The 21,999-nt window shown below is 37.9% G+C and carries 24 protein-coding genes; 12 read left to right on the top strand and 12 right to left on the bottom strand.

All coding sequences use genetic code 11. The features are described from left to right. The first annotated feature begins 3 nt into the window (after nt 1-3). Nucleotides 4-759, top strand: a complete 756-nt coding sequence (locus BLQ00_RS04485; protein WP_093141050.1) for a UDP-2,3-diacylglucosamine diphosphatase — start codon at nt 4-6, stop codon at nt 757-759. Here the strand turns inward: BLQ00_RS04485 and BLQ00_RS04480 are convergent, their stop codons facing one another. Continuing rightward, a complete protein-coding gene (locus BLQ00_RS04480) occupies nt 760-1,380 on the bottom strand; it encodes a peptidoglycan-binding domain-containing protein (protein WP_093141048.1) in 621 nt (206 codons plus the stop codon). 42 nt (nt 1,381-1,422) lie between these two features. Continuing rightward, nucleotides 1,423-3,114 (bottom strand): single-stranded-DNA-specific exonuclease RecJ, encoded by a 1,692-nt coding sequence (gene recJ, locus BLQ00_RS04475; RefSeq protein WP_093141046.1) that lies wholly within the window; start codon nt 3,112-3,114, stop codon nt 1,423-1,425. 246 nt (nt 3,115-3,360) lie between these two features. Here recJ and BLQ00_RS04470 point away from each other — a divergent pair, with 246 nt between their 5' ends. Continuing rightward, nucleotides 3,361-5,265, top strand: a complete 1,905-nt coding sequence (locus tag BLQ00_RS04470; RefSeq protein ID WP_093141043.1) for a hypothetical protein — start codon at nt 3,361-3,363, stop codon at nt 5,263-5,265. 149 nt (nt 5,266-5,414) lie between these two features. Next, a complete protein-coding gene (locus tag BLQ00_RS04465) occupies nt 5,415-6,005 on the top strand; it encodes a carboxymuconolactone decarboxylase family protein (RefSeq protein ID WP_093141040.1) in 591 nt (196 codons plus the stop codon). Nucleotides 6,006-6,115: 110 nt separating this feature from the next. On the opposite strand, the gene BLQ00_RS04460 is transcribed toward BLQ00_RS04465, so the two are convergent. The 3 genes from BLQ00_RS04460 to BLQ00_RS04450 are packed head-to-tail and all read right to left on the bottom strand — an operon-like array spanning nt 6,116 to nt 8,116. Further along, nucleotides 6,116-6,688 carry a uracil-DNA glycosylase family protein gene (locus tag BLQ00_RS04460; protein WP_093141037.1) on the bottom strand — a complete coding sequence of 191 codons (573 nt, stop codon included), beginning with the start codon at nt 6,686-6,688 and terminating at the stop codon, nt 6,116-6,118. Further along, nucleotides 6,685-7,356, bottom strand: a complete 672-nt coding sequence (rsmI, locus tag BLQ00_RS04455) for a 16S rRNA (cytidine(1402)-2'-O)-methyltransferase (protein ID WP_093141034.1) — start codon at nt 7,354-7,356, stop codon at nt 6,685-6,687. The genes BLQ00_RS04460 and rsmI overlap by 4 nt, the downstream gene beginning before the upstream one ends. 4 nt (nt 7,357-7,360) lie before the next feature. Further along, the gene (locus tag BLQ00_RS04450) at nt 7,361-8,116 is read right to left on the bottom strand and encodes a hypothetical protein (RefSeq protein WP_093141033.1); all 756 of its coding nucleotides are present in this window, start codon (nt 8,114-8,116) and stop codon (nt 7,361-7,363) included. A 267-nt stretch (nt 8,117-8,383) separates the two neighbouring features. On the opposite strand from BLQ00_RS04450, the gene BLQ00_RS04445 reads away from it, so the two are divergent. From BLQ00_RS04445 to BLQ00_RS04405, 9 genes are all read left to right on the top strand, one after another. After that, a complete protein-coding gene (locus tag BLQ00_RS04445; protein ID WP_093141030.1) occupies nt 8,384-9,022 on the top strand; it encodes a thymidine kinase in 639 nt (212 codons plus the stop codon). A 3-nt stretch (nt 9,023-9,025) separates the two neighbouring features. Continuing rightward, nucleotides 9,026-10,135: an alanine racemase gene (gene alr / locus BLQ00_RS04440; protein ID WP_093141028.1), complete on the top strand. Its 1,110-nt coding sequence runs from the start codon at nt 9,026-9,028 to the stop codon at nt 10,133-10,135. Nucleotides 10,136-10,216: 81 nt separating this feature from the next. Further along, nucleotides 10,217-10,618 carry a large conductance mechanosensitive channel protein MscL gene (gene mscL, locus BLQ00_RS04435; protein ID WP_093141025.1) on the top strand — a complete coding sequence of 134 codons (402 nt, stop codon included), beginning with the start codon at nt 10,217-10,219 and terminating at the stop codon, nt 10,616-10,618. Between the two features lie 129 nt (nt 10,619-10,747). Next, the gene (locus tag BLQ00_RS04430) at nt 10,748-11,737 is read left to right on the top strand and encodes an aspartate-semialdehyde dehydrogenase (RefSeq protein ID WP_093141023.1); all 990 of its coding nucleotides are present in this window, start codon (nt 10,748-10,750) and stop codon (nt 11,735-11,737) included. Nucleotides 11,738-11,846: 109 nt separating this feature from the next. Next, nucleotides 11,847-12,218 (top strand): DoxX family membrane protein, encoded by a 372-nt coding sequence (locus BLQ00_RS04425; RefSeq protein ID WP_093141020.1) that lies wholly within the window; start codon nt 11,847-11,849, stop codon nt 12,216-12,218. 89 nt (nt 12,219-12,307) lie between these two features. Further along, nucleotides 12,308-14,473, top strand: coding sequence for a prolyl oligopeptidase family serine peptidase (locus BLQ00_RS04420; RefSeq protein WP_093141018.1), 2,166 nt, complete (start codon nt 12,308-12,310; stop codon nt 14,471-14,473). Between the two features lie 50 nt (nt 14,474-14,523). Beyond that, the gene (locus BLQ00_RS04415; protein WP_093141015.1) at nt 14,524-15,468 is read left to right on the top strand and encodes an ABC transporter ATP-binding protein; all 945 of its coding nucleotides are present in this window, start codon (nt 14,524-14,526) and stop codon (nt 15,466-15,468) included. A gap of 3 nt (nt 15,469-15,471) precedes the next feature. Further along, nucleotides 15,472-15,834, top strand: a complete 363-nt coding sequence (locus BLQ00_RS04410) for a DUF1304 domain-containing protein (RefSeq protein ID WP_093141012.1) — start codon at nt 15,472-15,474, stop codon at nt 15,832-15,834. Nucleotides 15,835-15,836: 2 nt separating this feature from the next. Beyond that, the gene (locus BLQ00_RS04405; RefSeq protein ID WP_093141009.1) at nt 15,837-16,316 is read left to right on the top strand and encodes a hypothetical protein; all 480 of its coding nucleotides are present in this window, start codon (nt 15,837-15,839) and stop codon (nt 16,314-16,316) included. Between the two features lies 1 nt (nt 16,317). Here BLQ00_RS04405 and BLQ00_RS04400 read toward each other — a convergent pair whose 3' ends face one another. From BLQ00_RS04400 to rpmF, 7 genes are all read right to left on the bottom strand, one after another. Beyond that, nucleotides 16,318-16,776 carry a GreA/GreB family elongation factor gene (locus BLQ00_RS04400; protein WP_093141006.1) on the bottom strand — a complete coding sequence of 153 codons (459 nt, stop codon included), beginning with the start codon at nt 16,774-16,776 and terminating at the stop codon, nt 16,318-16,320. After that, nucleotides 16,773-17,459 carry a monofunctional biosynthetic peptidoglycan transglycosylase gene (mtgA, locus tag BLQ00_RS04395; protein WP_093141003.1) on the bottom strand — a complete coding sequence of 229 codons (687 nt, stop codon included), beginning with the start codon at nt 17,457-17,459 and terminating at the stop codon, nt 16,773-16,775. Before mtgA ends, BLQ00_RS04400 begins: the two co-directional genes overlap by 4 nt. Further along, a complete protein-coding gene (locus BLQ00_RS04390; protein ID WP_093141000.1) occupies nt 17,456-18,577 on the bottom strand; it encodes an NAD(P)/FAD-dependent oxidoreductase in 1,122 nt (373 codons plus the stop codon). The genes mtgA and BLQ00_RS04390 overlap by 4 nt, the downstream gene beginning before the upstream one ends. 94 nt (nt 18,578-18,671) lie before the next feature. Next, complete coding sequence (gene accC / locus BLQ00_RS04385; RefSeq protein ID WP_093140998.1) at nt 18,672-20,024, bottom strand: acetyl-CoA carboxylase biotin carboxylase subunit; 1,353 nt, start codon at nt 20,022-20,024, stop codon at nt 18,672-18,674. An 86-nt stretch (nt 20,025-20,110) separates the two neighbouring features. Further along, nucleotides 20,111-20,590 (bottom strand): acetyl-CoA carboxylase biotin carboxyl carrier protein, encoded by a 480-nt coding sequence (gene accB, locus BLQ00_RS04380; protein WP_093140995.1) that lies wholly within the window; start codon nt 20,588-20,590, stop codon nt 20,111-20,113. A 31-nt stretch (nt 20,591-20,621) separates the two neighbouring features. Then, complete coding sequence (locus BLQ00_RS04375) at nt 20,622-21,620, bottom strand: beta-ketoacyl-ACP synthase III (RefSeq protein WP_093140993.1); 999 nt, start codon at nt 21,618-21,620, stop codon at nt 20,622-20,624. A 175-nt stretch (nt 21,621-21,795) separates the two neighbouring features. After that, nucleotides 21,796-21,993, bottom strand: coding sequence for a 50S ribosomal protein L32 (gene rpmF / locus BLQ00_RS04370; RefSeq protein WP_093140990.1), 198 nt, complete (start codon nt 21,991-21,993; stop codon nt 21,796-21,798). Nucleotides 21,994-21,999: the final 6 nt, after the last annotated feature.

Below are 21,999 nucleotides of genomic sequence, written 5' to 3'. Positions count from 1 at the left end.
CGAATGCAACTACCCAAAGGCAAAAAAGTATATTTCTCGAGCGACAATCACTTAGGCGCACCTACGCAAGCTGAGAGTCTGCCTCGCGAAAAAAAGTTTGTAAAGTGGCTAGACGAAGTAAAAGAAGACGCAGGCGCTATTTTTTTATTGGGAGACTTATTCGATTTTTGGTTTGAGTATAGAACCGTTGTCCCAAAAGGATTTGTTCGTGTTTTAGGAAAACTCGCCGAAATTAGTGATAGTGGTATTCCGATTTATTTCTTTGTGGGAAATCACGATTTGTGGATGCAAGATTATTTTGAAAAAGAACTGCATATTCCAACCTATCGCGATGTAAAAGAATTCACTTTTAATGATAAAGTGTTTTTAATTGGTCACGGAGATGGTAAAGGCCCTGGAGACAAAGGCTACAAGCGAATGAAAAAAGTCTTTACAAACCCCGTCTTTAAATGGTTGTTTCGATGGTTTCACCCCGAACTAGGAATGCGATTGGCGCAGTATCTTTCTGTAAAAAACAAATTAATTTCAGGCGATGATGACGCCATTTTTTTAGGCGAAGAAAACGAATGGTTGGCACAATACGCCAAACGAAAATTAGAAACCAAACATTACGATTATTTTGTTTTTGGACACCGTCACTTATCTATGGAAATTAAAGTTGGAGAAAAATCTACCTACTTCAATTTAGGCGATTGGATTTCACAATATACCTACGGTGTGTTTGATGGTGAAAACTTTCAGCTTAAAAAATACGACTAGTTATTTCAGTAAATACTCTAACGTAATTGCATCTAATTTCCCGTCAACGTATAATTTACTTTTTTCTTCAAAATTGCGTAATGCATTATATGTTTGTGTGTTAAAATACCCATCGTGTACGATAGAATCCCCTTTTTCATTCAACAACCGTTGTACTTCATATACGACAGGACTTCGCTCTCCTAAACGCAAACTATTTGCTTGCGGATTGTCGTAAAATATCTTCTTTAAGAGATTGTTTTTCTTTTGTACTTCGGAAAGTTCTTCTTGCGTTTGTACTTCTTCTTTAGCGACAGGAGCGGAAAGTAAACCTTCATAATACTTTACATTGGCGAGCTTTTTTCGATATTCTGAAACTGCAGCGACAACATCATCATCATCATCACTTGGATTACGAACATCAATACTTTCGGCACTCCATTGTGTAATTACATATCCATTTACCGCTTCAATAGCTTCGTAATAATCTAACAACAAGCCTTTATCTGCATTTGCAATGTCTACTGTTTCAGGAATTTTATACTCATATTCCGTCATTGAAAAACGCTTGTATTTTTTGTATTGCCCAAATCCAATAAGGGCCACAATAACAACAAGCAGAAAAATAATAATTTGTTTCATAGGTTGGTTCTGTTAGGATACTTAAAAATACAGAATTTTAATTTATAACGTAATATCTTTTAGCCGAAGCTGCAAACTTATTGTTCCTTGCCATTCATTCTCATCAATAACATACGCTGCTTTAAAAGGCTCTGCTCCTGTTGCAATGGCTAGCTTATCTCCCATTCCGAAACCAATACATGCAAACTGTGGCGAATTATCTTGTTGTACGGTAATTCGTAAATGACTTTTTTCATCACCTACACATTTTCCCCATCCCGTATCCTTCAAATTACGACTCATAAACACAGGTGTCATATTTCCTGGACCAAAAGGGGCAAACTGCTTTAATATTCGGTAGAATTTAGGCGTAATCGCATTTAAATGGATCTCTTCATTAATTTTTATCTCTGGAACAAGCATATTTGGTTCTATCGTTTCAGAAACAACACGTTCAAAAGCCGCTTTAAAATTTTCAAAATCCTTTTCAAGCAATGTAAGTCCTGCCGCATACATATGCCCTCCAAATTGTTCAATATGTTCCGAACAACTCTCGAGTGCATTATACACATCAAACCCTTTTACAGATCGAGCAGACGCGGCAAGCCGGTCGCCACTTTTTGTAAACACAAGTGTTGGTCGGTAATACGTTTCAGTAAGACGAGACGCTACAATCCCAATCACTCCTTTGTGCCAACTTGGGTCGTACACAACTGTTGTATTTCGGTCTTCTTCTTTATTATTTTTGATTTGAAGCAAGGCAGCTTCTGTAATTTCTTTATCGGCCGACCTCCTATCGGTATTAAAAACTTCAATTTCTGCAGCGTAGGTTTCTGCCAATTTTAAATCGGTTTCTGTAAGTAAGGTAACGGCATAATTTCCATGTTTCATTCTTCCCGCCGCATTAATACGAGGCGCAATGGTAAAAACAACATCGGTAATGGTCAGTGTTTCTTTTTTTAATTGCTTTAGAATGGCCTTAAACCCATTACGAGGGTTCGAATTAATCACTTTAAGTCCGTAATACGCCAAAATTCTATTTTCACCCGTTATTGGAACAATATCAGCACCAATAGCAGTAGCAACTAAATCTAAATACAATAGCAAATCATCGAGGACTAAACCTCTCTTTTCTGAAAGTGCTTGAATTAGTTTAAACCCAACACCACACCCACAAAGTTCCTTGTACGGATACGCACAATCTTCACGTTTCGGATCTAAGACGGCAATCGCTTTTGGAATTTCTGGACCCGGTCTATGGTGATCACAAATAATGAAATCTACCCCTTTTTCTGAAGCATACGCCACCTTTTCTATGGCTTTTATACCGCAATCTAAAGCAATAATGAGCGAAAAATCATTATCGGCAGCAAAATCGATTCCGAGGTATGAAACTCCATATCCTTCGTCATAGCGATCGGGAATATAGGTGTGAACTTTTGGATAATAAGTTTTTAAATAGGAAGCAACTAAAGCTACACTTGTAGTACCATCTACATCGTAATCGCCATACACTAAAATGTTTTCTTGGTTTGCAATCGCTTTTTCAATTCGAGCAACTGCCTTATCCATATCCTTCATTAAAAAAGGATCGTGCAAATTGTCTAAACTCGGACGGAAAAAATCTTTTGCCTCTTCAAAGGTTTCAATCCCTCGTTGCAATAATAAAGAAGCAATATTAGAGTCTATACCAAGGGCTTCAGTTAACTCATTTATTTTTTGAGGATCGGGTTTCGGATACAAAGTCCAACGCATATGTTATGGTCATTTTAAATAAGGGAAGTAGAAGGTTTAAAAGTACGAAATCCATCTACAATCTTTCATTTTTCAGAATAAAAGGAAATACACTTATATAAAAAGAGTTCTTTTCCTTCAAAAATTTATAGGTGTTAACCGCTAATAATCAGCTAATTACCTACTGCTTAAGATGCATCTCTGTATTAATTTAGCACCTCACAATCAATACATTACTCATTTATTTATTCATTAAAAACTATTGTTATGATTTACAGACTAAAGGGCAAATTGTTTACAGCAATTTGTGATGCACATGAAAACGCTATCGCTCATACGAAAGTACGATTGTATAGCCTAAAAGACGACATAAATGCAGCTACAGCATATACATCTGCGCAAAGTAAAGAGCTTATTCAAATATTTGAAGCCAAAGAAATTAAAAACCGAAAAGCCCAACTTATTGCGGAAACAACAACAGATGCAAACGGAAACTACGAGTTTAAGATAGACGGAGATCGAACAAAGTATTCGGGCAGCGCTGTTGCAGTATCCTTGTTTTATGACGAAGTACCAGACTACGGACAAGGCGATACTTCAGCACCAAAAAACTTCAGCACTTTTGAAGTATTAATAGATATTATTCATCCTAAATGGCGTGAAACCAATAATGGTTTGGAAGCAGGTTGGAGTTTTAAACTAACCTCTCGTGTTTGGTGTTATATTTTAAAACGATTAGACATTTGGGTAATCTGCGGAACAGTAACAAATTGTGAATCGCAACAACCGCTCTCCGGAATTGAAGTTATTGCCATGGACGACGACATCATTACCGACGATCGTTTGGGAAGTGCTACAACTAAAAACAACGGACAATTTTGTATTTTCTATCGCTCTATCGACTTCAAGAAAACATTTTTATCGCCTTGGATTAATATGGAAACAACGCCTGTTTTCAGTTTTGACAATGGTCCAGATGTTTATTTCAAATTTGCCATTAGTGGTTCCGAGTTTTTTGCTGAAAATCCTTCCGAAGCACAAAAACCAAGTCGAAAAAATGTGGGGAATTGCCTGTGTGTAGCCCTTTGCTTAAAAGAAGCTCCAACGACACAACAAGATCCGCCAGCTTTATTTTATCAAATTGGATACAATAGAAAGTACCATCCTGTATTAAATATAGATCCCGCTACGGGAAGAACTACAGGAAAAGCAGAAGCAAGTTGGAATGACCAAGCATTTTATAACACTTTAGACCTAAGAGGTTCGTTATCTCAAACATTGAACGGACAACCAGTAGAGTACAAATTTCAATATGCAAAGGTAGACGACCCTTCATTTGATGTAAATTCTCCTGGTTTAATTTGGAATGATGTTGTTGCTGGACAAATTGCAAAAACAGAAATTGCAACACAAACAACACAGATCTTTCCTGTGGTAAAGTATAATTCTTTTAAAATTGGCGGAACCACTTCTCCTACCATTTACGGTAATGAAATTAAAGTTGAGGTTACTGCAGACAATTGGATAGAGGTGCCTCAATATACCGGTGGATTTCCTTTTAGCTTCAATGGCTCTTTAATTAAACTCATTTCAAATTCATTAGTTCTAAATGATACCATAGACGTGGCTGGAATGAAACCTGGAGAGACATCTGTTCTTCCTGCACCTAGTCCTTCTGATAGCTTACAAAAAAATAAGTACTTTATACTACGCATGTTAAAGCGCGAAAAAGGAAACAGTGCTACAGAAATACAAGCTGGATTTTCTAGAGCCTTAGCCATTTTTAATACCGAATATCAAAATGTGCCACAAGGAGGGTCTTGGTTACCAAGTGCTAGTAACGAATTAGGTATTGCCTCTATCGATCTTCAAGAATTAATTGGAGGAGGTTGTAATAAAATTGTGAATGATATTCATGTAAAATATACCGCTGCGAATCCAAACTTAGGGTCTGTTTGGTTAAAATTCACAGGACAAGGAGCGACCAACACCTTCGACCCTATTGTATTTCCATCGCCCGGAGAAGAAGCTTATGGGACGGTAAGTTATATAGGAGAATTTGGCGACTTGAAGCCTTGTGCTTATGAAATTCTCTTAAACGTAGAATTAAACCTTACCGATGGTGAAGACCAACACCAAGGTATTTGGGACAGAGTTTTGTTCTGTAGATAATCTTTAAAGAAAATAACGAATCCTAAAAACGGCTGTTAGAAATTTAATTTTTCTAGCAGCCGTTTCTATTTAAAAATTAAATCTAAACTAGTTCGTTTTTACATTTTGATATTTGTATTTTCGGTTTTCTGAAACTTTAAAAAAAACCCATGCCTTTAGTAACACCGCTCTCAGCAGATCACGACAACGACACAAAACAATTAGCCGAATTTTTTAATGAAACCTTAGGATTTTGTCCCAATAGCGTACTTACCATGCAGCATCGCCCTGCTATAAGTAAAGCGTTTATCAATCTCAACAAAGCCGTTATGGCAAATGAAGGTCGGGTAACCTCAGCGTTAAAAAGAATGATTGCTTGGGTAAGTAGTAATGCAACAGGGTGTCGCTATTGCCAGGCACATGCCATTCGTGCTGCGGAACGATACGGAGCTGAACAAGAACAATTAGATAATATTTGGGAGTACCGAACACATCCTGCTTTTTCTGAAGCAGAACGCGCTGCCTTAGATTTTTCGTTGCAAGCTTCTCAAGTGCCAAATCAAGTTGATGAAACCATTAAAAAACGCTTGTACGAACACTGGAATGAAGGTGAAATTGTAGAAATGTTAGGGGTTATTTCTTTGTTTGGATACCTAAATAGATGGAACGACTCTATGGGAACCACAATTGAAGATGGCGCTGTTGAAAGTGGAAACCAATACCTTGGCAAAACAGGCTGGAACGAAGGAAAACACAAATAAGATTTTTAACTTGGTACGCTTTTACAAAGCGTGACCTTCATACTGTCTTATCATAAATACAATCATAATAAGTACGTTTTAAAAAAACGCACGAGACTAAAAGAGGTACTTTAAGAGAGTGCCTCTTTTGTTTTTTTCTGAAGTTCGGGTACAACAGTTTCAGTAAACCACGGATTTTTAGTTAGCCAGAATCTATTTCTAGGTGACGGATGTGGCAATGGAAAATACTTCGGAAGGTATGCTTTGTAATTTTTAACGGTTGCGGTAAGATTTTTTTCCGCAGTCTTTCCTAAGTAATATTTCTGCGCGTACATTCCAATTAAAATAACGAGTTTTACATGTGGCATTTCGTTAAGTAAATCCTCATGCCATAGTGGAGCACATTCAGGTCTTGGTGGTAAGTCACCACTTTTCCCTTTTCCAGGATAACAGAATCCCATAGGCACCAACGCTATTTTTGAAGCATCGTAAAAAGTTTGATCGGTTACGTTTAACCACCTCCGAAGTTGTTTTCCACTAGGATCGTCCCACGGAATTCCAGTTTCATGCACTTTTGTTCCTGGCGCTTGGCCAATAATTATAACTCGTGCGTTTTTGTGCGCCGCTACAATAGGTCTTGGTCCTAACGGAAGGTGTTCTTTGCAAACTTCGCAGGCTCGAATATTTGCTAAGAGTTGTTTCATTTTTTTCCGCCTACAATAATCACAATCTCACCTTTGGGAGGCTTTGCTTCATAATGTTTTAAAACAGCTTCAGCCGTACCTCGAACCGTTTCTTCGTGTAATTTGGTAAGCTCTCTAGACACCGAAATACTTCTGTCGGCTCCAAAAAATTCAACCAATTGACCGAGTGTTTTCAGAAGTTTGTGTGGCGATTCGTATAAAATAATGGTTCTTGTTTCTTCAGCAAGAAGCAACAATCGTGTCTGACGTCCTTTTTTAACGGGCAAAAATCCCTCAAATACAAATTTGTCGTTTGGGAGTCCGCTATTTACCAAGGCTGGCACAAATGCTGTCGCTCCAGGCAAACAATCAACTTCAATGCCTGCTTCTACACAAGCGCGCGTTAACAAAAACCCAGGGTCGCTTATAGCAGGAGTTCCTGCATCACTAATAAGAGCAATATTTTCGCCAGCAATTAAGCGTTGAACGATTGATTCGGTTGTTTTGTGTTCGTTGTGCATATGGTGCGAGTGCATATGCGTTGTGATTTCAAAATGCTTCAATAATTTCGCGCTGGTACGTGTGTCTTCAGCTAAAATAAGATCTACTTCTTGTAATACTTCAACAGCCCTAAAAGTCATGTCTTTCAAGTTTCCAATAGGCGTTGGAACAAGGTATAATTTCCCCATACACTTAATTAAAGCTTTTCTCTATAATTTGCATAAACCGTTCCGAATATTCTTCTTTTTTAAGCCAATAATTATAGTCTGGTTTTACTTGACCTTTAATAAATTCTGAAGCTTGGTCAAAGGTATCCATGGTATTGATTTGCGACAAAACGCGAGTGTAATCCTCTATGCTATCATTAAATAAATGCTTCACAAAAGCAAGGCGATCGTTCAATCCAATTTGCAAGCCTTTGTTAACAGTATCATTAATAGACCTCGGTTTTCCTTCAACGGTATTGTTTGTCGGCGCCTTTGGTGTTTCCGAAGGAACTTCCTTTTCTTTACGCTCAAACGTAGGAGTTTGTTGGTACGTTGCAGCAAACTCTTCCAAATCGTTTTTTACAAATTTTTTCTGCGGAAGCACCTCTTCTAACAAATCGTCAACGCGTTGCGACTCCTCTGGCATCTGCGCCACCAAGTCTTTAATTTTTTCAATCAACGGTTCAACCAAATCCTCTTTATGGGTAGCTTGCGGCAAAGGTTCAGGTTCTTTAAACCAATTTTCTTCTCTAAAACTTTTAGAGTCTAAAGATTGTGGTTGTTCTGAAAGCTGAGGTATAGGTGTACTATCTCCAATTTGCGCTTCTAAATAACTTAAAATAGTGACTTTTTCTTGAAGTTTTGCCAAACGCTTCTTTGCGACAGTCGCATCGAAGGTTTTCTCTTCTTCAATTAATTGCTTCGCTAATTCAACAATCTCTAAACGAATTTTATTTTTCATTAAACGGGTTGTTTTTTCTTCAAAAATTAATGGGATATAAAAAAATAAAATACACGAACCCTTCTCGTAAGGCTCATTTCATAACTTTTGAAATTATTCTCTTTTTCTCTATTTTGTTTTTATAAATTTACGCATCCTTTATGTAAACGTCAACTATTTTTGTTTTCTTGTGTAACACAATCTATTAATTACTACAAGAGGCATTCTTAACAGACTTTTCGCGACTAAAAGCAGTTCAATAATGGATATTTTGCCTAAAATGAATATATGTTTCTCGAAAATACAGTAAATCAAAAAGAGCAGTTTGGTTGGATTGAAGTGATTTGTGGTTCTATGTTTTCTGGAAAAACAGAAGAATTGATACGAAGACTGAAACGCGCCCAATTTGCGAGACAACGCGTCGAAATTTTCAAACCTGCGGTCGATGTTCGATACGACGAAGAAAATGTAGTATCACACGATAGCAATGAAATTAGATCGACACCTGTTCCCGCCGCGGCGAACATTCCTATTTTAGCCGATAATTGTGATGTCGTTGGAATTGATGAAGCACAATTTTTTGATGACGAGATTGTAAAAGTCTGTAACGACCTTGCCAATCGTGGCGTACGTGTTATTGTTGCTGGATTGGATATGGATTTTAAAGGAAACCCGTTTGGACCAATGCCTGCGTTAATGGCAACGGCAGAGTATGTAACCAAAGTGCACGCGGTGTGTACCCGAACTGGAAATCTTGCACATTACAGCTATCGAAAAGCAAAAAGTGAAGACTTGGTGCTTCTGGGTGAAACCGAAGAATACGAACCTTTAAGCAGAGCTGCATACTACAAAGCTATGCTTCGTGAAAAAATAAATAAGTTAGACGTTAAAGATTCTGAAGATTTATCTTCAAAAAAGAAAGACTAATTCATGTCGAAAGCTACCGAAACCCTCCTTGAGATCGATCTAACGGCATTGGCTCATAACTATCGCTATCTAACTGCAAAATTAAAACCAACCACGAAGGTTTTGGCGGTTGTAAAAGCCTATGGCTACGGAAGTGATGCCGTTGCTATGGCGAAAGAATTAGTGCCATTAGGCGTCGATTACTTTGCTGTTGCCTATGCTTCGGAAGGAGAGGTTTTACGAAACGCAGCTATCGAAACACCTATTTTGGTGCTGCACCCGTTGCCTGCCAACTTTGAACCCATTATTAATAGATGTTTGGAGCCGAGTATTTATTCTCGGAAAATGCTAACCGATTTTATCGCATTCGCGGAAGGTAAGCAACAAAAGCAGTATCCTATTCACTTAAAATTTAACACGGGACTAAACCGACTAGGCTTCACAGAAAGTGATATTTCTTTTATTGCTGAAACAGTTGCAAAAACAAATAGTGTTGTGGTAAAATCGGCGTTTTCACATTTGGCAGCCAGCGAAGATCTTTCAGAAAAACCGTTTACACAACAGCAACTAGACCGTTTCCGAAGTATTTCAGAAAAACTTTCAGCAAAACTAGGCTACAAACCTTTGTTACATACCCTTAACACTTCCGGAATTGTAAATTATCCTGAAGCACAATACGACATGGTTCGAACAGGAATTGGATTGCAAGGTTTTGGAAATAGCGACGAAGAAAACAAACATCTTATTCCTATTGCTACGTTAAAAACGGTTATTTCTCAAATTCATACCATTGAAGCTGGCGAAACGGTAGGCTACAACAGGGCCTTTAGTGCTTCCGAAGTAACCAAAACGGCAACGCTTCCTATTGGTCATGCCGACGGAATTAGTCGTGCCTTTGGAAATGGAAAAGGATGGGTAACCATACATGGCAGAAAAGCCCCTATTGTTGGAAATGTATGTATGGACATGATCATGGTAGATATTAGCGAAATTACCTGTGAAGAAGGCGATGAAGTGATTGTGTTTGGGAAGAACCCAACTGCCGAAAAGCTTTCAGAATCAATCAATTCCATCCCTTATGAGTTGCTTACAGCGGTTTCTCAGCGTGTAAAACGTGTGGTATGTCGAAAATAGTGACCTCATGCACTACTGTTTGTTAAAAACACTACTTTTTTATGTAGTTTTGAAACTTATTAACTCATAAACCTATCAAACATGTTAAAAGAATTTAAGAATTTCATTATGACCGGAAACGTTATCGATTTAGCGGTAGCGGTTTTACTTGCAGGCGCCATGGGCCTTGTAGTTAGCGGATTTGTTAACGATATTATGATGCCACTTGTAGGTCACTTCTCTGGAGGAGTAGATTTTGCAGATATGAAAGTAGTACTTGACGAAGCTGTAGTTGCAGCAGACGGAACTGTAACGAAAGCAGAAAATGCAATCATGTACGGAAAATGGATTAATGCGATTATTAATTTAATTATTGTTGGATTTGTATTGTTTATGATTGTAAAAGCATACAACAAAACTAAAACACCTCCAGCTCCAGCAGCTCCAGCAGGTCCTTCAGACAATGATTTATTGAAAGAAATAAGAGACGCTCTTAAAAAATAAGACGTAGTATACCGCTACACTATTTATTTTAACCAAACCCTTCTGTTTTCAGGAGGGTTTTTTTATGCTTTTATTCTGAAGAAATAAACTCGTTTGAACTATTTTTGAATTTTTAAATAATATAATCGTATGAAAATAGCCCTTATTGGTGCCACTGGAATGGTGGGAGCCGTGATGTTGAGAGTTCTTGAAGAACGTAATTTTCCAATTTCTGAACTACTGTTAGTTGCTTCTGAAGCTTCTGTAGGAAAGCAACTTACATTTAAGGGCAAACCACATACCGTGATTGGCTTGAAAACCGCTGTTGAAGCAAAACCTGAAATCGCAATTTTTTCAGCAGGAGGATCGACGTCTCTAGAATGGGCGCCTAAATTTGCGGAAGCAGGAACCACCGTTATCGATAACTCATCGGCATGGCGAATGGATCCTACCAAAAAATTAGTGGTTCCAGAAATTAATGCTTCGTCATTAACCGCAGCCGATAAAATTATTGCAAATCCAAACTGCTCGACCATTCAGATGGTATTGGCATTGTTTCCACTTCACAAAAAATATAAAATGAAGCGTGTTGTTGTTTCTACCTATCAATCTGTTTCTGGAACAGGGGTTAAAGCCGTACAACAAATGGAAAATGAAATGGCAGGCGTAAAAGGAGAAATGGCCTATCATTATCCAATTCACAGAAATGCCATCCCTCATTGTGATGTGTTTGAAGAGAACGGATACACCAAAGAAGAAATGAAATTAGCGCGCGAGCCTCAAAAAATTCTTGACGATCGTACTTTTTCTGTTTCTGCAACGGCAGTTCGAATTCCAACCGCAGGAGGACACAGTGAATCGGTTAATGTGGAGTTTTTAAACGACTTTGACTTAAGTGATGTTCGTAAATTATTACACGACACTCCAGGAATTACAGTACAAGACAATCCAGACACCAATACCTATCCAATGCCTTTGTATGCTAACGATAAGGATGAGGTTTTTGTAGGGAGATTGCGTCGCGACGAAACGCAACCGAACACTTTAAACATGTGGATTGTGAGTGACAACCTTCGGAAAGGTGCTGCAACCAACGCGGTTCAAATTGCCGAATATTTAGTGGCACATAAGCTTGTCTAAAACCGATTAAAAGTATAGTGATTTTATAGGATAAACTCAGTTTCAAATAATTGGAGCTGAGTTTTGTTTTTTTAAGTATCTTTAAGGGGAACACTTAAAACCATCTCATATGAATTCAACTTTTACTAAAATCCTTCGTTTTATATTAGCGTTAGGATTAATCGTTTTTGGACTAAATAAATTTATCGGCTTTATGCCCATGCCAGAACTCCCTGTAGATGCTGACAATTTTATGTCCTCATTACAAGCCACAGGATACGTATTACCGATTGTAGGTGCACTCGAAGTTATTATAGGACTTTTGCTTTTATTTAATAAAGCCGTACCGTTTGCGTTGTTATTGCTCGCACCAATTTCAGTAAATATTGTTTTGTTTCATCTGTTTCTAGATCTTCCTGCCATTGGAGGAGCCTTGGTAATTGCAGTTATCAATGTAATTTTAATCTACAAACACTGGAAAGTATACAAACCTCTGTTCTAAATTTTCAGAAAAACTAAACGGCTCTAACATTTTTATAACATCTTGAAAAGGTAGTTTTACTTACATTTACAAGGATTAAACACTCAGATATGATAAAAACACTTACTCCTTTTATATTGGTCTTTACTATTTTTGGCTGTAAAACTGAAGAACCTAAAAAAGAAATGTCCACTGTGAAATATATAGAAACAAAAAAAGTTGACACTGTAGATACTTATTTTGGGGTAGACGTTAAAGACCCATATCGCTGGTTAGAAGACGATAAAAGCGCAGAAACTGAAGCTTGGGTAAAAGATGTTAATGAAGTTACCTATGGCTATTTAGATAAAATTCCGTTTCGTGAAGAGCTGAAAGAACGCCTTTCTTCACTGTGGAATTATGAAAAAGTAGGGGCACCTTTTAAAGAGGGTGACTATACGTATTTCTATAAAAACGACGGACTTCAAAACCAGTATGTCATTTATCGGTATAAAACAGGTGAGGATCCTAGCACTGCGGAAGTCTTTTTAGACCCTAATACGTTTAAAGAAGATGGAACAATTTCGTTAGGAAACATTAGCTTTTCTGAAGATGGTGGGTATTTGGCCTATAGTATTTCTGAAGGCGGTAGCGACTGGCGAAAAGTATTGGTGATGCAAACCGAAACTAAAACCATTGTTGAAGATACCCTTGTAGATGTAAAATTTGGAGGCCTTTCTTGGAAAGCTAATGATGGGTTTTACTATTCAAGTTACGACAAACCTAAAGGAAGTGAGCTTTCAGCAAAAACAGATCAGCATAAATTGTACTATCATAAATTAGGAACTTCTCAAAAAGAGGACGTATTAGTTTTTGGCGGAATTCCTTCTGAAAAACATCGGTATGTTGGTGGAAATGTAAGTGAAGACAATCATTATTTACAAGTATCGGCAAGTGTTTCTACCTCTGGAAACAAGTTATTTCTGAAAGATTTAACCAAGCCAGACAGTAAGTTTGTAACGATTTTAGACCATACAAATTCTGATTCGTACATCATTGAAAATGTGGGTTCAAAATTGTTTATTGTTACCAACTTAAACGCACCAAACAAGAAAATTGTAACGGTAGACGCTTCCAACCCGTCGCCTGAAAATTGGGTTGACTTTATTCCTGAAACGGAGCATGTGTTGAGTCCGTCAACTGCGGGAGGTTATTTCTTCTCAGAATACATGGTAGATGCTGTTTCCAAAGTAAAACAATACGATTACGACGGAAAACTCGTGAGAGATGTTGCTTTACCAGGTGTAGGAAGTGTGGGTGGATTTGGTGCTAAAAAAGAAGATACTGAACTATACTACAGTTTTACCAACTATGTAACGCCAGGAAGTATTTACAAATACGATATTGCTTCAGGGACTTCAGAATTATACCGAAAGCCAAAAATAGATTTCAATCCAGAAAACTATGAAAGCAATCAAGTATTTTACACCTCTAAAGATGGTACAAAAGTACCTATGATAATCACCCACAAAAAAGGGTTAAAACTAGACGGTAAAAACCCAACTATTTTATACGGATATGGTGGTTTCAACATTAGCTTAACGCCTAGTTTTAGTATTACCAATGCGGTATGGATGGAACAAGGCGGCGTGTATGCCGTTCCAAATTTACGTGGTGGTGGCGAATATGGTAAACAATGGCACGATGCAGGAACACAATTAAAAAAGCAAAACGTTTTTGACGACTTTATCGCTGCTGCAGAATACCTTATCGACAATAAATATACTTCTAAAGACTACCTTGCTATTAGAGGTGGTTCAAACGGTGGTTTATTGGTTGGTGCTACCATGACACAACGTCCCGACTTAATGAAAGTAGCATTGCCCGCTGTGGGAGTATTAGACATGTTACGTTACCATACATTTACTGCAGGTGCAGGATGGGCGTATGATTATGGTACTTCGGAAGACAATAAAGAAATGTTCGAATACCTAAAAGGATACTCGCCTGTGCACAATGTTAAAGAAGGGGTTGAATATCCAGCGACACTTATTACTACGGGAGATCATGACGATCGTGTGGTGCCAGCGCATAGTTTTAAATTTGCGGCCGAACTACAAGAAAAACAAACTGGAAACAATCCTGTGTTAATTCGTATTGAAACAGATGCCGGACACGGTGCTGGAACGCCTGTAAGCAAAACAATTGAGCAATATGCCGATATTTTTGGATTTACGCTTTACAATATGGGCTACGAAGTATTACCCGAAAAAGTAACTAAAGGAGTTAAAGAATAACAAACAATCGTTAGAAATTCCTATTCTACCATTAAAACTGAGGCGCTTTTATGCTCAATGTTAGCATCGACTCTTTTGGATATTCTGAAAAGGAAATTCTAAAAGACATTCATTTTAAACTAAATGCAGGAGAACATCTTGCTATTTTAGGCGAAAGTGGCTGCGGAAAATCGACCGTTTTACATCTTGTTTACGGATTGCTACACCTTAATCGTGGAAGCATTCACTGGGACAATACGCTACTATTGGGACCGACACATCATTTAATTCCGGGCGAAACTTTTATGAAGCTCGTCGCACAAGAATTTAATGTGATGCCTTTTATTACTGTTGCTGAAAATATTGCAACCCATCTTTCACGTTTGGATAGTGATAAAGATGCCGTTCGTGTACAAGAATTGCTTACTGTGGTCGATTTAATTCCTTTTGAAAACACTTTGGTGAAAAACCTTAGTGGCGGTCAAAAACAACGCGTGGCGCTTGCAAAAGCACTTGCAAATGAGCCTAAGCTGTTGTTACTTGATGAGCCCTTTAGTAATATAGACACTTTTCGAAAAAACAAATTACGTCGAAACCTTTTCAATTATTTAAAAGAAAACAAAATAATGTGTATCACGGCAACACATGATAGTGATGAAGCCCTTGCTTTTGCAGATCGCATCCTATTGCTTCGGAACGGACAAGAAGAGCTTTGCGGAACGCCAGAAACGGTGTTCTCTAACTTAAAAACAGCTTATCAAAAAGGGTTTTTCGGTGAGGTGACTATACTGCCTTCAGACTTGTTTTCTTCGGAAACTGCTTCGGAAGAATTGGTATTGCTTCCGCACCAACTTGTACCTTCAAAAGCAACAACAAAACTAGAGGTAACCGTAAAAAAAGCGTATTTTCGAGGACATTATTACTTAATTGAAGCTACTTGGAACACGCAAGTAGTGTTTTTTATACATTCCGAAGAACTAGAACCAAACACTACTCTTTTTCTTCAAAAACAATAAATTATGCAACTAACTATCAAAATATTAATTGGAATTATCGCCTTTTTACACTGCTATATTATGTGGTTTGAAATGTTTGCATGGACTACAAAAGGACGTAAAGTATTTAGCTCATTCCCTAAAGACCTTTTTGAACCCACCAAAGTCATGGCTGGAAATCAAGGATTGTACAATGGGTTTTTAGCTGCCGGACTTATATGGACGTTCTTTATCACCGATCCTATTTGGTACACCAACATTGCCTTGTTTTTTGTAAGCTGCGTCGCTATTGCTGGAATCTACGGATCGCTTACCGCCGACAAAAAAATATTCTTTGTACAAGCCCTTCCTGCACTTATTACATTGGTGTTGCTTCTAGTTTTTTAAATATGAACTACAACATCCGTCATTTACAGCCTATACCTACAATCAAAGTGATTTTTGCTATTGTCTTGTCGTTGTTTGCTGTGTATTTATTTTTTCAAGGTACTTTATTTGGACTTGTTTTATTAGGAGCTGCTTTAAAACTAGCACTTAGAGAAGGTTTTGAATTAGATTTACAAGAAAAAAGATATCGTAATATTTACTCCGTGTTTGCCATAAATTTTGGTTCGTGGAAAAAGCTTCCCGAAATAGAATATGTTTCTGTGTTTAAAACTATTAAAAAAAGTAGAGCTAGGGTTATTGCTGCTGAAGCAAATCTTGGTTTTGAAGTCTATAAATTAAATCTTTTTTACAACAAAAATAAGCACATTGAAACCTACGTCACAGATGATAAGGAAGATGCTTTTAAAGTAGCAAAACACATAGCACTAGCATTAACTATTGATATTTTAGACGCAACAGAAACTGAAAAAGTGTGGTTGTAACCTACTTTACACTCGTTACTTTATACTCTTTTTCATTAAACACAAAACTGTCTCCTTTTTTCTTACCCGAAAGCATCGCTCCTATTGGCGAGTGCAATGCCACACAGTAATAGGTTGTTTTGCTAATTACCACTGCACCGATTGAGATTCCGATAAAATAAGTCGCTTGATTGGTATACACTAGGCTTCCCAAACGCGTATAATCGGAACTTGACGAAATATCTATTTTACGAACAATTGCCAATAGGTTTTCTATTTCTTGCAATTGCTTTCCGGCATTTTCACGATCAATTTGGAGCATGGCTCTGCCCGTTTCGTGCTTATCGCCCGCACTACTTTTAGACTCTTCTTCTAATGATTCTACGATGCCTGCGATGGTTTCCTTAATCTTTTGGTATCGATGTGCCGCTACTTGCGAACACTGTTCCAACAAAGCTGCTTTCAGTTCTTTAACGGTCATTTGGTTTCTAGTTCTTTTAACGCAAAAGTACCATAATTACGCATCTGTTTTACAATCCACGTCTTTCTTGACTCAATATAATTTGTACGTGGTGCAGCCCTGAATTTACGAGGGTTTGGTAAAATTGCGGCGATCGATGCTGCTTCGTATTGTGTTAAATGTTTCGCCTTTTTATGAAACCAAAACTCCGAGGCGGCTTCGGCACCAAAAACACCATTACCCATTTCAATACTATTAAGATACACTTCTAAAATGCGTTCTTTGCTCCAAAGCTGTTCAATGAGAAAGGTGAAATACACTTCCAACCCTTTCCGAAGCCAACTGCGTTCTGGCCATAAAAAAACATTTTTAGCGGTTTGCTGTGAGATGGTACTTCCGCCTTTTATCCTTTTCCCTTCCTGATTGCCTTTGTAGGCTTTTTCAATGGCTTTATAATCGAACCCGTTGTGCTTTAAAAACGATTGGTCTTCCGCACAAATCACCGCCAGTTGTAACTGCTTTGAAATCTCATCCATCGGTTTCCATTGGTGTTTTAAGTCGAAAGAATCGTCACTTTCAAAAGAGCGTATGATCATTAGAGACGTGTACGGTACAGGCACATATTTATAGGCCACCACCCACAATACCGTGATACCCAAAAAGAGAAGTACTATTTTAAAGAGAAAGTGAAAAAGTCGTTTCATTCTGCTGTTAGATTTGCCAACTGTTGCCCCACAGAGCTTCCTATGGCAACCCCCATTCCGCCCATTCGGACCCCACAGGTTACGTGATCAGAAATGCGTTTTACAATGGGCTTTTTTTGTTTTCCAACGCCCATAATGCCACTCCATCTATGGTCTATTTCAAACGATGTATTGGGCAAAATTGTTGTGTTTAGCAGCGATTCTAGCTTGTTTTGAACCAACGAAGTGAGTTCCATTTGCATGGTTTCTTCCGCAGAAAAATCAAGATTTCGACCGCCTCCAAAGAGGATTCTGTCGTTGATATTTCGGAAATAATAATAACCTTCTTCTAAATGAAACGTTCCTTTTATCGCGAGATTTTTGATGGGTTTGGTGATGAGTACTTGTGCTCTCGCTGGAGTTACATCTTCGTTTAAAAATTGTTTTGCAAAGCCATTGGTTGCAATGCTGAGGTTTTTTACTGAAAGTTCTTCGGAATGATTCAGTTGTATAGAAACGGAATTGGTGTGTTCTGAAATTTGCGTGACTTCCACCCCATTTAGAATCAAAATAGATGCTTCTGAAGCTTTTTTTAAGAGCCCTTGCATCATGCTTCCCGTGTCTATTTGACCTTCAAACTGACTGAAAATTAGCGTTGGATGGATGTTTTGGAATCCAAAAGGATTCTTTACGGTTGAAAAAACAGGAGCTTGAAAAACGGGTTTCAGTAATTTGTTTATGGTATTGATTTTAGAAGAACAGGTGTTAAAAAGGGAGTTATCGTTTTCTGAAAACAATTCGTAGCCGCCGTATTCTAGATAGTTAAGTTGGGTGTCTCCCAGTGTTTTTCGTAACAACTGAAGTCCTTCAACTCTGGCGCGAACCAATTGTACTACTTCTTCTTCAGAATGCGTTTTTAGATCGTCTAATATTTCAGACAAACTTCCGAAGCAAGCAAAACCAGCATTCTTGGTGCTTGCACCGCTAGGTAAAATGCCTCTTTCAAAAACGACAATTTTACTTTTAGGATGTTTTTTCCGAAGTGCTAATGCACAATTTAATCCAACAATTCCACTGCCTACAATTGCATAATCGATATCTGTAAGCCATGTTTTTCGTTCCCAATAAGATAAATTCATAGGCGTTTTGTTGACTAAATTTCATAAAAAAACACCAAACCAAAAAGAAAAATCTTGTCTTGGATTTGGTGTTTGTTATATACGGTAACCGTTTTTACTCTTCTTCTGGCGGATTCATGTGCCATGTATTCATAAATGCTGTGGTGTAATTACCTGCAACATAGTCTGGATGATCCATTAACTGACGGTGAAAAGGAATGGTCGTTTTTACACCTTCGATTACAAACTCGTCCAATGCTCTTTTCATTTTGCTAATTGCCTCTTCACGTGTTTGTGCTGTGGTAATTAGTTTTGCGATCATAGAATCGTAGTTTGGCGGAATGGTATATCCTGCATACACATGTGTATCTAAACGAACTCCGTGACCTCCTGGGGCGTGTAATACTTGTATTTTCCCTGGTGATGGACGGAAATCATTATATGGATCTTCGGCGTTGATACGACATTCGATTGAGTGTAATTTTGGAGTGTAGTTTTTTCCAGAAATTGGAATTCCTGCAGCGACCATAATTTGTTCTCTAATTAAATCGAAATCGATTACTTGCTCGGTAATAGGGTGTTCTACTTGGATACGTGTATTCATTTCCATGAAGTAGAAGTTACGATGCTTATCTACCAAAAACTCTACGGTTCCAGCACCTTCATATTTAATATATTCTGCCGCTTTAACAGCAGCTAGCCCCATATCGTTACGAAGTTTATCGGTCATAAACGGACTTGGAGTTTCCTCTGTCAGTTTTTGATGACGTCTTTGAATAGAACAATCACGTTCACTTAAATGACATGCTTTTCCTGTGCTGTCTCCTACAATTTGTATTTCAATATGACGAGGCTCTTCAATCAATTTTTCAAGGTACATTCCGTCATTTCCGAAAGCAGCGCCAGCTTCTTGTCTCGCATCATCCCATGCTTTTTTAAGCTCTTCTTTTTTCCAAACGGCACGCATTCCTTTACCTCCACCTCCGGCAGTTGCTTTTAACATTACTGGGTAACCTGCTTCTTTTGCAAGTTGTTGGCATTCGGCAAAATCTTTTATAATTCCTTCACTTCCTGGAATACACGGTACTCCTGCAGCTTTCATGGTTTCTTTAGCAGTTGCCTTATCTCCCATTTTATCAATCATATCTGGAGAGGCACCGATAAATTTGATATTGTGTTCGGCACAAATTTTAGAAAACTTAGAGTTTTCAGCTAAAAAACCATATCCTGGGTGAATGGCATCTGCATTTGTAATTTCTGCAGCAGCAATAATATTAGAAATCTTTAAGTAACTTTCACTACTTGGGGGTGGGCCAATACAAACGGCTTCATCAGCAAAACGAACGTGTAAACTTTCTTCGTCAGCTTTTGAATAAACCGCGACTGTTTTAATTCCCATCTCTTTGCAGGTACGAATAATACGTAACGCAATTTCTCCCCTATTGGCTATTAATATCTTTTTAAACATATTTCTCTATAGTTTCAACATTCGAAAGAGGTCTTTTGAATGTTGTTCCCTGATTTCGACAGTTCGAAGCAGGAGGGATTTGAATATTATGAAGGGTCTACTAAAAATAGTGGTTGATCAAATTCTACTGGAGACGCGTCGTCTACAAGAACTTTCACAATTTTACCCGACACTTCACTTTCAATCTCGTTGAAAAGTTTCATGGCTTCAATAACACATAAAACATCTCCAGTTCCTATAGAAGCTCCTACTTCAACAAACATTGGTTTATCTGGTGATGGTTTTCTATAGAACGTTCCAATAATTGGAGACTTAATGGTAATGAATTTTGAGTCTTCGGCAGCTTCTACAGCTACAGTGGGTGCAGATGTTTCAACTGGTTGTGCCATCATTTGTTGCTGTGGAGCAGTCATTGCAGGCAATTGTTGAATGTATGTTGTTTCACCTTTTTGATCTTCGCTTCCCGTTTTAATGGTGATTTTTATATCTTCCATTTCTAACTTTACTTCGCTAGCGCCAGATTTCGCCACAAACTTTATTAAATTTTGAATATCTTTTAACTCCATATTATTTGGTTTAGTTGGTGTTCTTATTTTTTTATTTTGAATCGTAGGCCCATTTTACGTAAACGGCACCCCAAGTAAAGCCGCCTCCGAAGGCAGCAAAAATTAAGTTATCTCCTTTTTTAAGTTTTTTCTCGTAATCCCAAAGGCATAAAGGTAATGTGGCAGATGTAGTATTTCCATATTTATGGATGTTCATCATCACTTTATCTTCGGGGAGTTTCATGCGGTTTGCTGCGGCATCAATAATACGTTTGTTTGCTTGATGTGGTACCAGCCATTGTACATCTTCTCCAGAAAGGTTGTTTTTAGTCATTACTTTTTCACAAACATCTGCCATATTAGAAACCGCAAATTTGAAAACGGTTTTTCCATCTTGAAATACGTAATGTTGCTTATTAGCTACTGTTTCTGCAGATGCAGGTAATAAAGAACCTCCAGCATCTATTTTAAGATGTGGTCTTCCGATACCATCTGTACGCAAGTATTCGTCTTGAACCCCCAAACCTTCATGGTTCGGTTCAAAAAGGACCGCTCCTCCTCCATCGCCAAAGATGATGCAAGTGGTTCTGTCTTCATAGTCAATAATAGAAGACATTTTATCGGCACCTAGTAGTAAAACTTTTTTATATTTTCCAGATTCAATATATCTGGCTGCGGTAGACATTCCGAAAAGAAAACTAGAGCATGCTGCGACTAGGTCAAAAGAAAAAGCGTTTACGGCTCCAATTTGAGTAGCTACGTAAACGCCTGTTGCTGCGACTGGCATATCTGGCGTGGCAGTTGCCATAATCACCATATCAATATCCTTCGGGTCTGTATTGCTTTTCTTAAGTAAATCTTTCGCTGCTTCAATAGCAAGAAAAGAAGTGCCTTTGTCTTTATCTTTTAAAATCCTACGCTCCTTAATACCGGTACGAGAAGTGATCCACTCATCATTGGTATCCATCATGGTTTCCAGAATCTGATTGGATAAAACGTAGTCTGGAACATAGCCCCCTACAGCGGTAATTGCTGCTGTGATAGTACTCATAAATTTGAATTAAAATTCATCAAAAAGAGGGCAAAAACCCTCTAAAAGGAAGGAAAATTACTAAAATTTAATCAAAAACTGTTGCATATTGGATTGTTTTTAACTTTTAAAAAGTAAAAAAACAAAAAAACTCTCACATAGGTAGTGAGAGTCTATTTCTAACAAGAAATTGAATTTATGCCTCTACTGTTTCAACAGCATCAATTACAATTTGTCCACGATAGTAAAGTTTACCTTCGTGCCAGTGTGCTCTGTGATATAAATGCGCTTCACCTGTTGTAGGATCTGTAGCAATTTGTGGAGCAACTGCCTTGTAATGTGTTCTTCTTTTATCTCTTCTTGTTTTCGAGATTTTTCTTTTAGGATGTGCCATTACTAT

Origin of the sequence: Ulvibacter litoralis (assembly GCF_900102055.1) — a bacterium.
Lineage (GTDB): Bacteria > Bacteroidota > Bacteroidia > Flavobacteriales > Flavobacteriaceae > Ulvibacter > Ulvibacter litoralis.
The sequence above is the reverse complement of the archived record's forward strand: the minus strand, read 5'-3'. Positions and strand labels throughout refer to the sequence as shown.

What these genes read in the sequence shown, in the direction of transcription:
- BLQ00_RS04400 (WP_093141006.1), bottom strand. Translation starts at nt 16,776, where the DNA reads ATGACCGTTAAAGAACTGAAAGCAGCTTTGTTGGAACAGTGTTCGCAA.
- alr (WP_093141028.1), top strand. Translation starts at nt 9,026, where the DNA reads ATGTCGAAAGCTACCGAAACCCTCCTTGAGATCGATCTAACGGCATTG.
- BLQ00_RS04445 (WP_093141030.1), top strand. Translation starts at nt 8,384, where the DNA reads ATGTTTCTCGAAAATACAGTAAATCAAAAAGAGCAGTTTGGTTGGATT.
- BLQ00_RS04415 (WP_093141015.1), top strand. Translation starts at nt 14,524, where the DNA reads ATGCTCAATGTTAGCATCGACTCTTTTGGATATTCTGAAAAGGAAATT.
- BLQ00_RS04470 (WP_093141043.1), top strand. Translation starts at nt 3,361, where the DNA reads ATGATTTACAGACTAAAGGGCAAATTGTTTACAGCAATTTGTGATGCA.
- BLQ00_RS04460 (WP_093141037.1), bottom strand. Translation starts at nt 6,688, where the DNA reads ATGAAACAACTCTTAGCAAATATTCGAGCCTGCGAAGTTTGCAAAGAA.
- accB (WP_093140995.1), bottom strand. Translation starts at nt 20,590, where the DNA reads ATGGAGTTAAAAGATATTCAAAATTTAATAAAGTTTGTGGCGAAATCT.
- BLQ00_RS04450 (WP_093141033.1), bottom strand. Translation starts at nt 8,116, where the DNA reads ATGAAAAATAAAATTCGTTTAGAGATTGTTGAATTAGCGAAGCAATTA.
- mtgA (WP_093141003.1), bottom strand. Translation starts at nt 17,459, where the DNA reads ATGAAACGACTTTTTCACTTTCTCTTTAAAATAGTACTTCTCTTTTTG.
- BLQ00_RS04405 (WP_093141009.1), top strand. Translation starts at nt 15,837, where the DNA reads ATGAACTACAACATCCGTCATTTACAGCCTATACCTACAATCAAAGTG.
- BLQ00_RS04410 (WP_093141012.1), top strand. Translation starts at nt 15,472, where the DNA reads ATGCAACTAACTATCAAAATATTAATTGGAATTATCGCCTTTTTACAC.
- rpmF (WP_093140990.1), bottom strand. Translation starts at nt 21,993, where the DNA reads ATGGCACATCCTAAAAGAAAAATCTCGAAAACAAGAAGAGATAAAAGA.
- BLQ00_RS04430 (WP_093141023.1), top strand. Translation starts at nt 10,748, where the DNA reads ATGAAAATAGCCCTTATTGGTGCCACTGGAATGGTGGGAGCCGTGATG.
- rsmI (WP_093141034.1), bottom strand. Translation starts at nt 7,356, where the DNA reads ATGGGGAAATTATACCTTGTTCCAACGCCTATTGGAAACTTGAAAGAC.
- mscL (WP_093141025.1), top strand. Translation starts at nt 10,217, where the DNA reads ATGTTAAAAGAATTTAAGAATTTCATTATGACCGGAAACGTTATCGAT.
- BLQ00_RS04480 (WP_093141048.1), bottom strand. Translation starts at nt 1,380, where the DNA reads ATGAAACAAATTATTATTTTTCTGCTTGTTGTTATTGTGGCCCTTATT.
- BLQ00_RS04485 (WP_093141050.1), top strand. Translation starts at nt 4, where the DNA reads ATGCAACTACCCAAAGGCAAAAAAGTATATTTCTCGAGCGACAATCAC.
- BLQ00_RS04465 (WP_093141040.1), top strand. Translation starts at nt 5,415, where the DNA reads ATGCCTTTAGTAACACCGCTCTCAGCAGATCACGACAACGACACAAAA.
- BLQ00_RS04420 (WP_093141018.1), top strand. Translation starts at nt 12,308, where the DNA reads ATGATAAAAACACTTACTCCTTTTATATTGGTCTTTACTATTTTTGGC.
- BLQ00_RS04390 (WP_093141000.1), bottom strand. Translation starts at nt 18,577, where the DNA reads ATGAATTTATCTTATTGGGAACGAAAAACATGGCTTACAGATATCGAT.
- recJ (WP_093141046.1), bottom strand. Translation starts at nt 3,114, where the DNA reads ATGCGTTGGACTTTGTATCCGAAACCCGATCCTCAAAAAATAAATGAG.
- BLQ00_RS04425 (WP_093141020.1), top strand. Translation starts at nt 11,847, where the DNA reads ATGAATTCAACTTTTACTAAAATCCTTCGTTTTATATTAGCGTTAGGA.
- accC (WP_093140998.1), bottom strand. Translation starts at nt 20,024, where the DNA reads ATGTTTAAAAAGATATTAATAGCCAATAGGGGAGAAATTGCGTTACGT.
- BLQ00_RS04375 (WP_093140993.1), bottom strand. Translation starts at nt 21,620, where the DNA reads ATGAGTACTATCACAGCAGCAATTACCGCTGTAGGGGGCTATGTTCCA.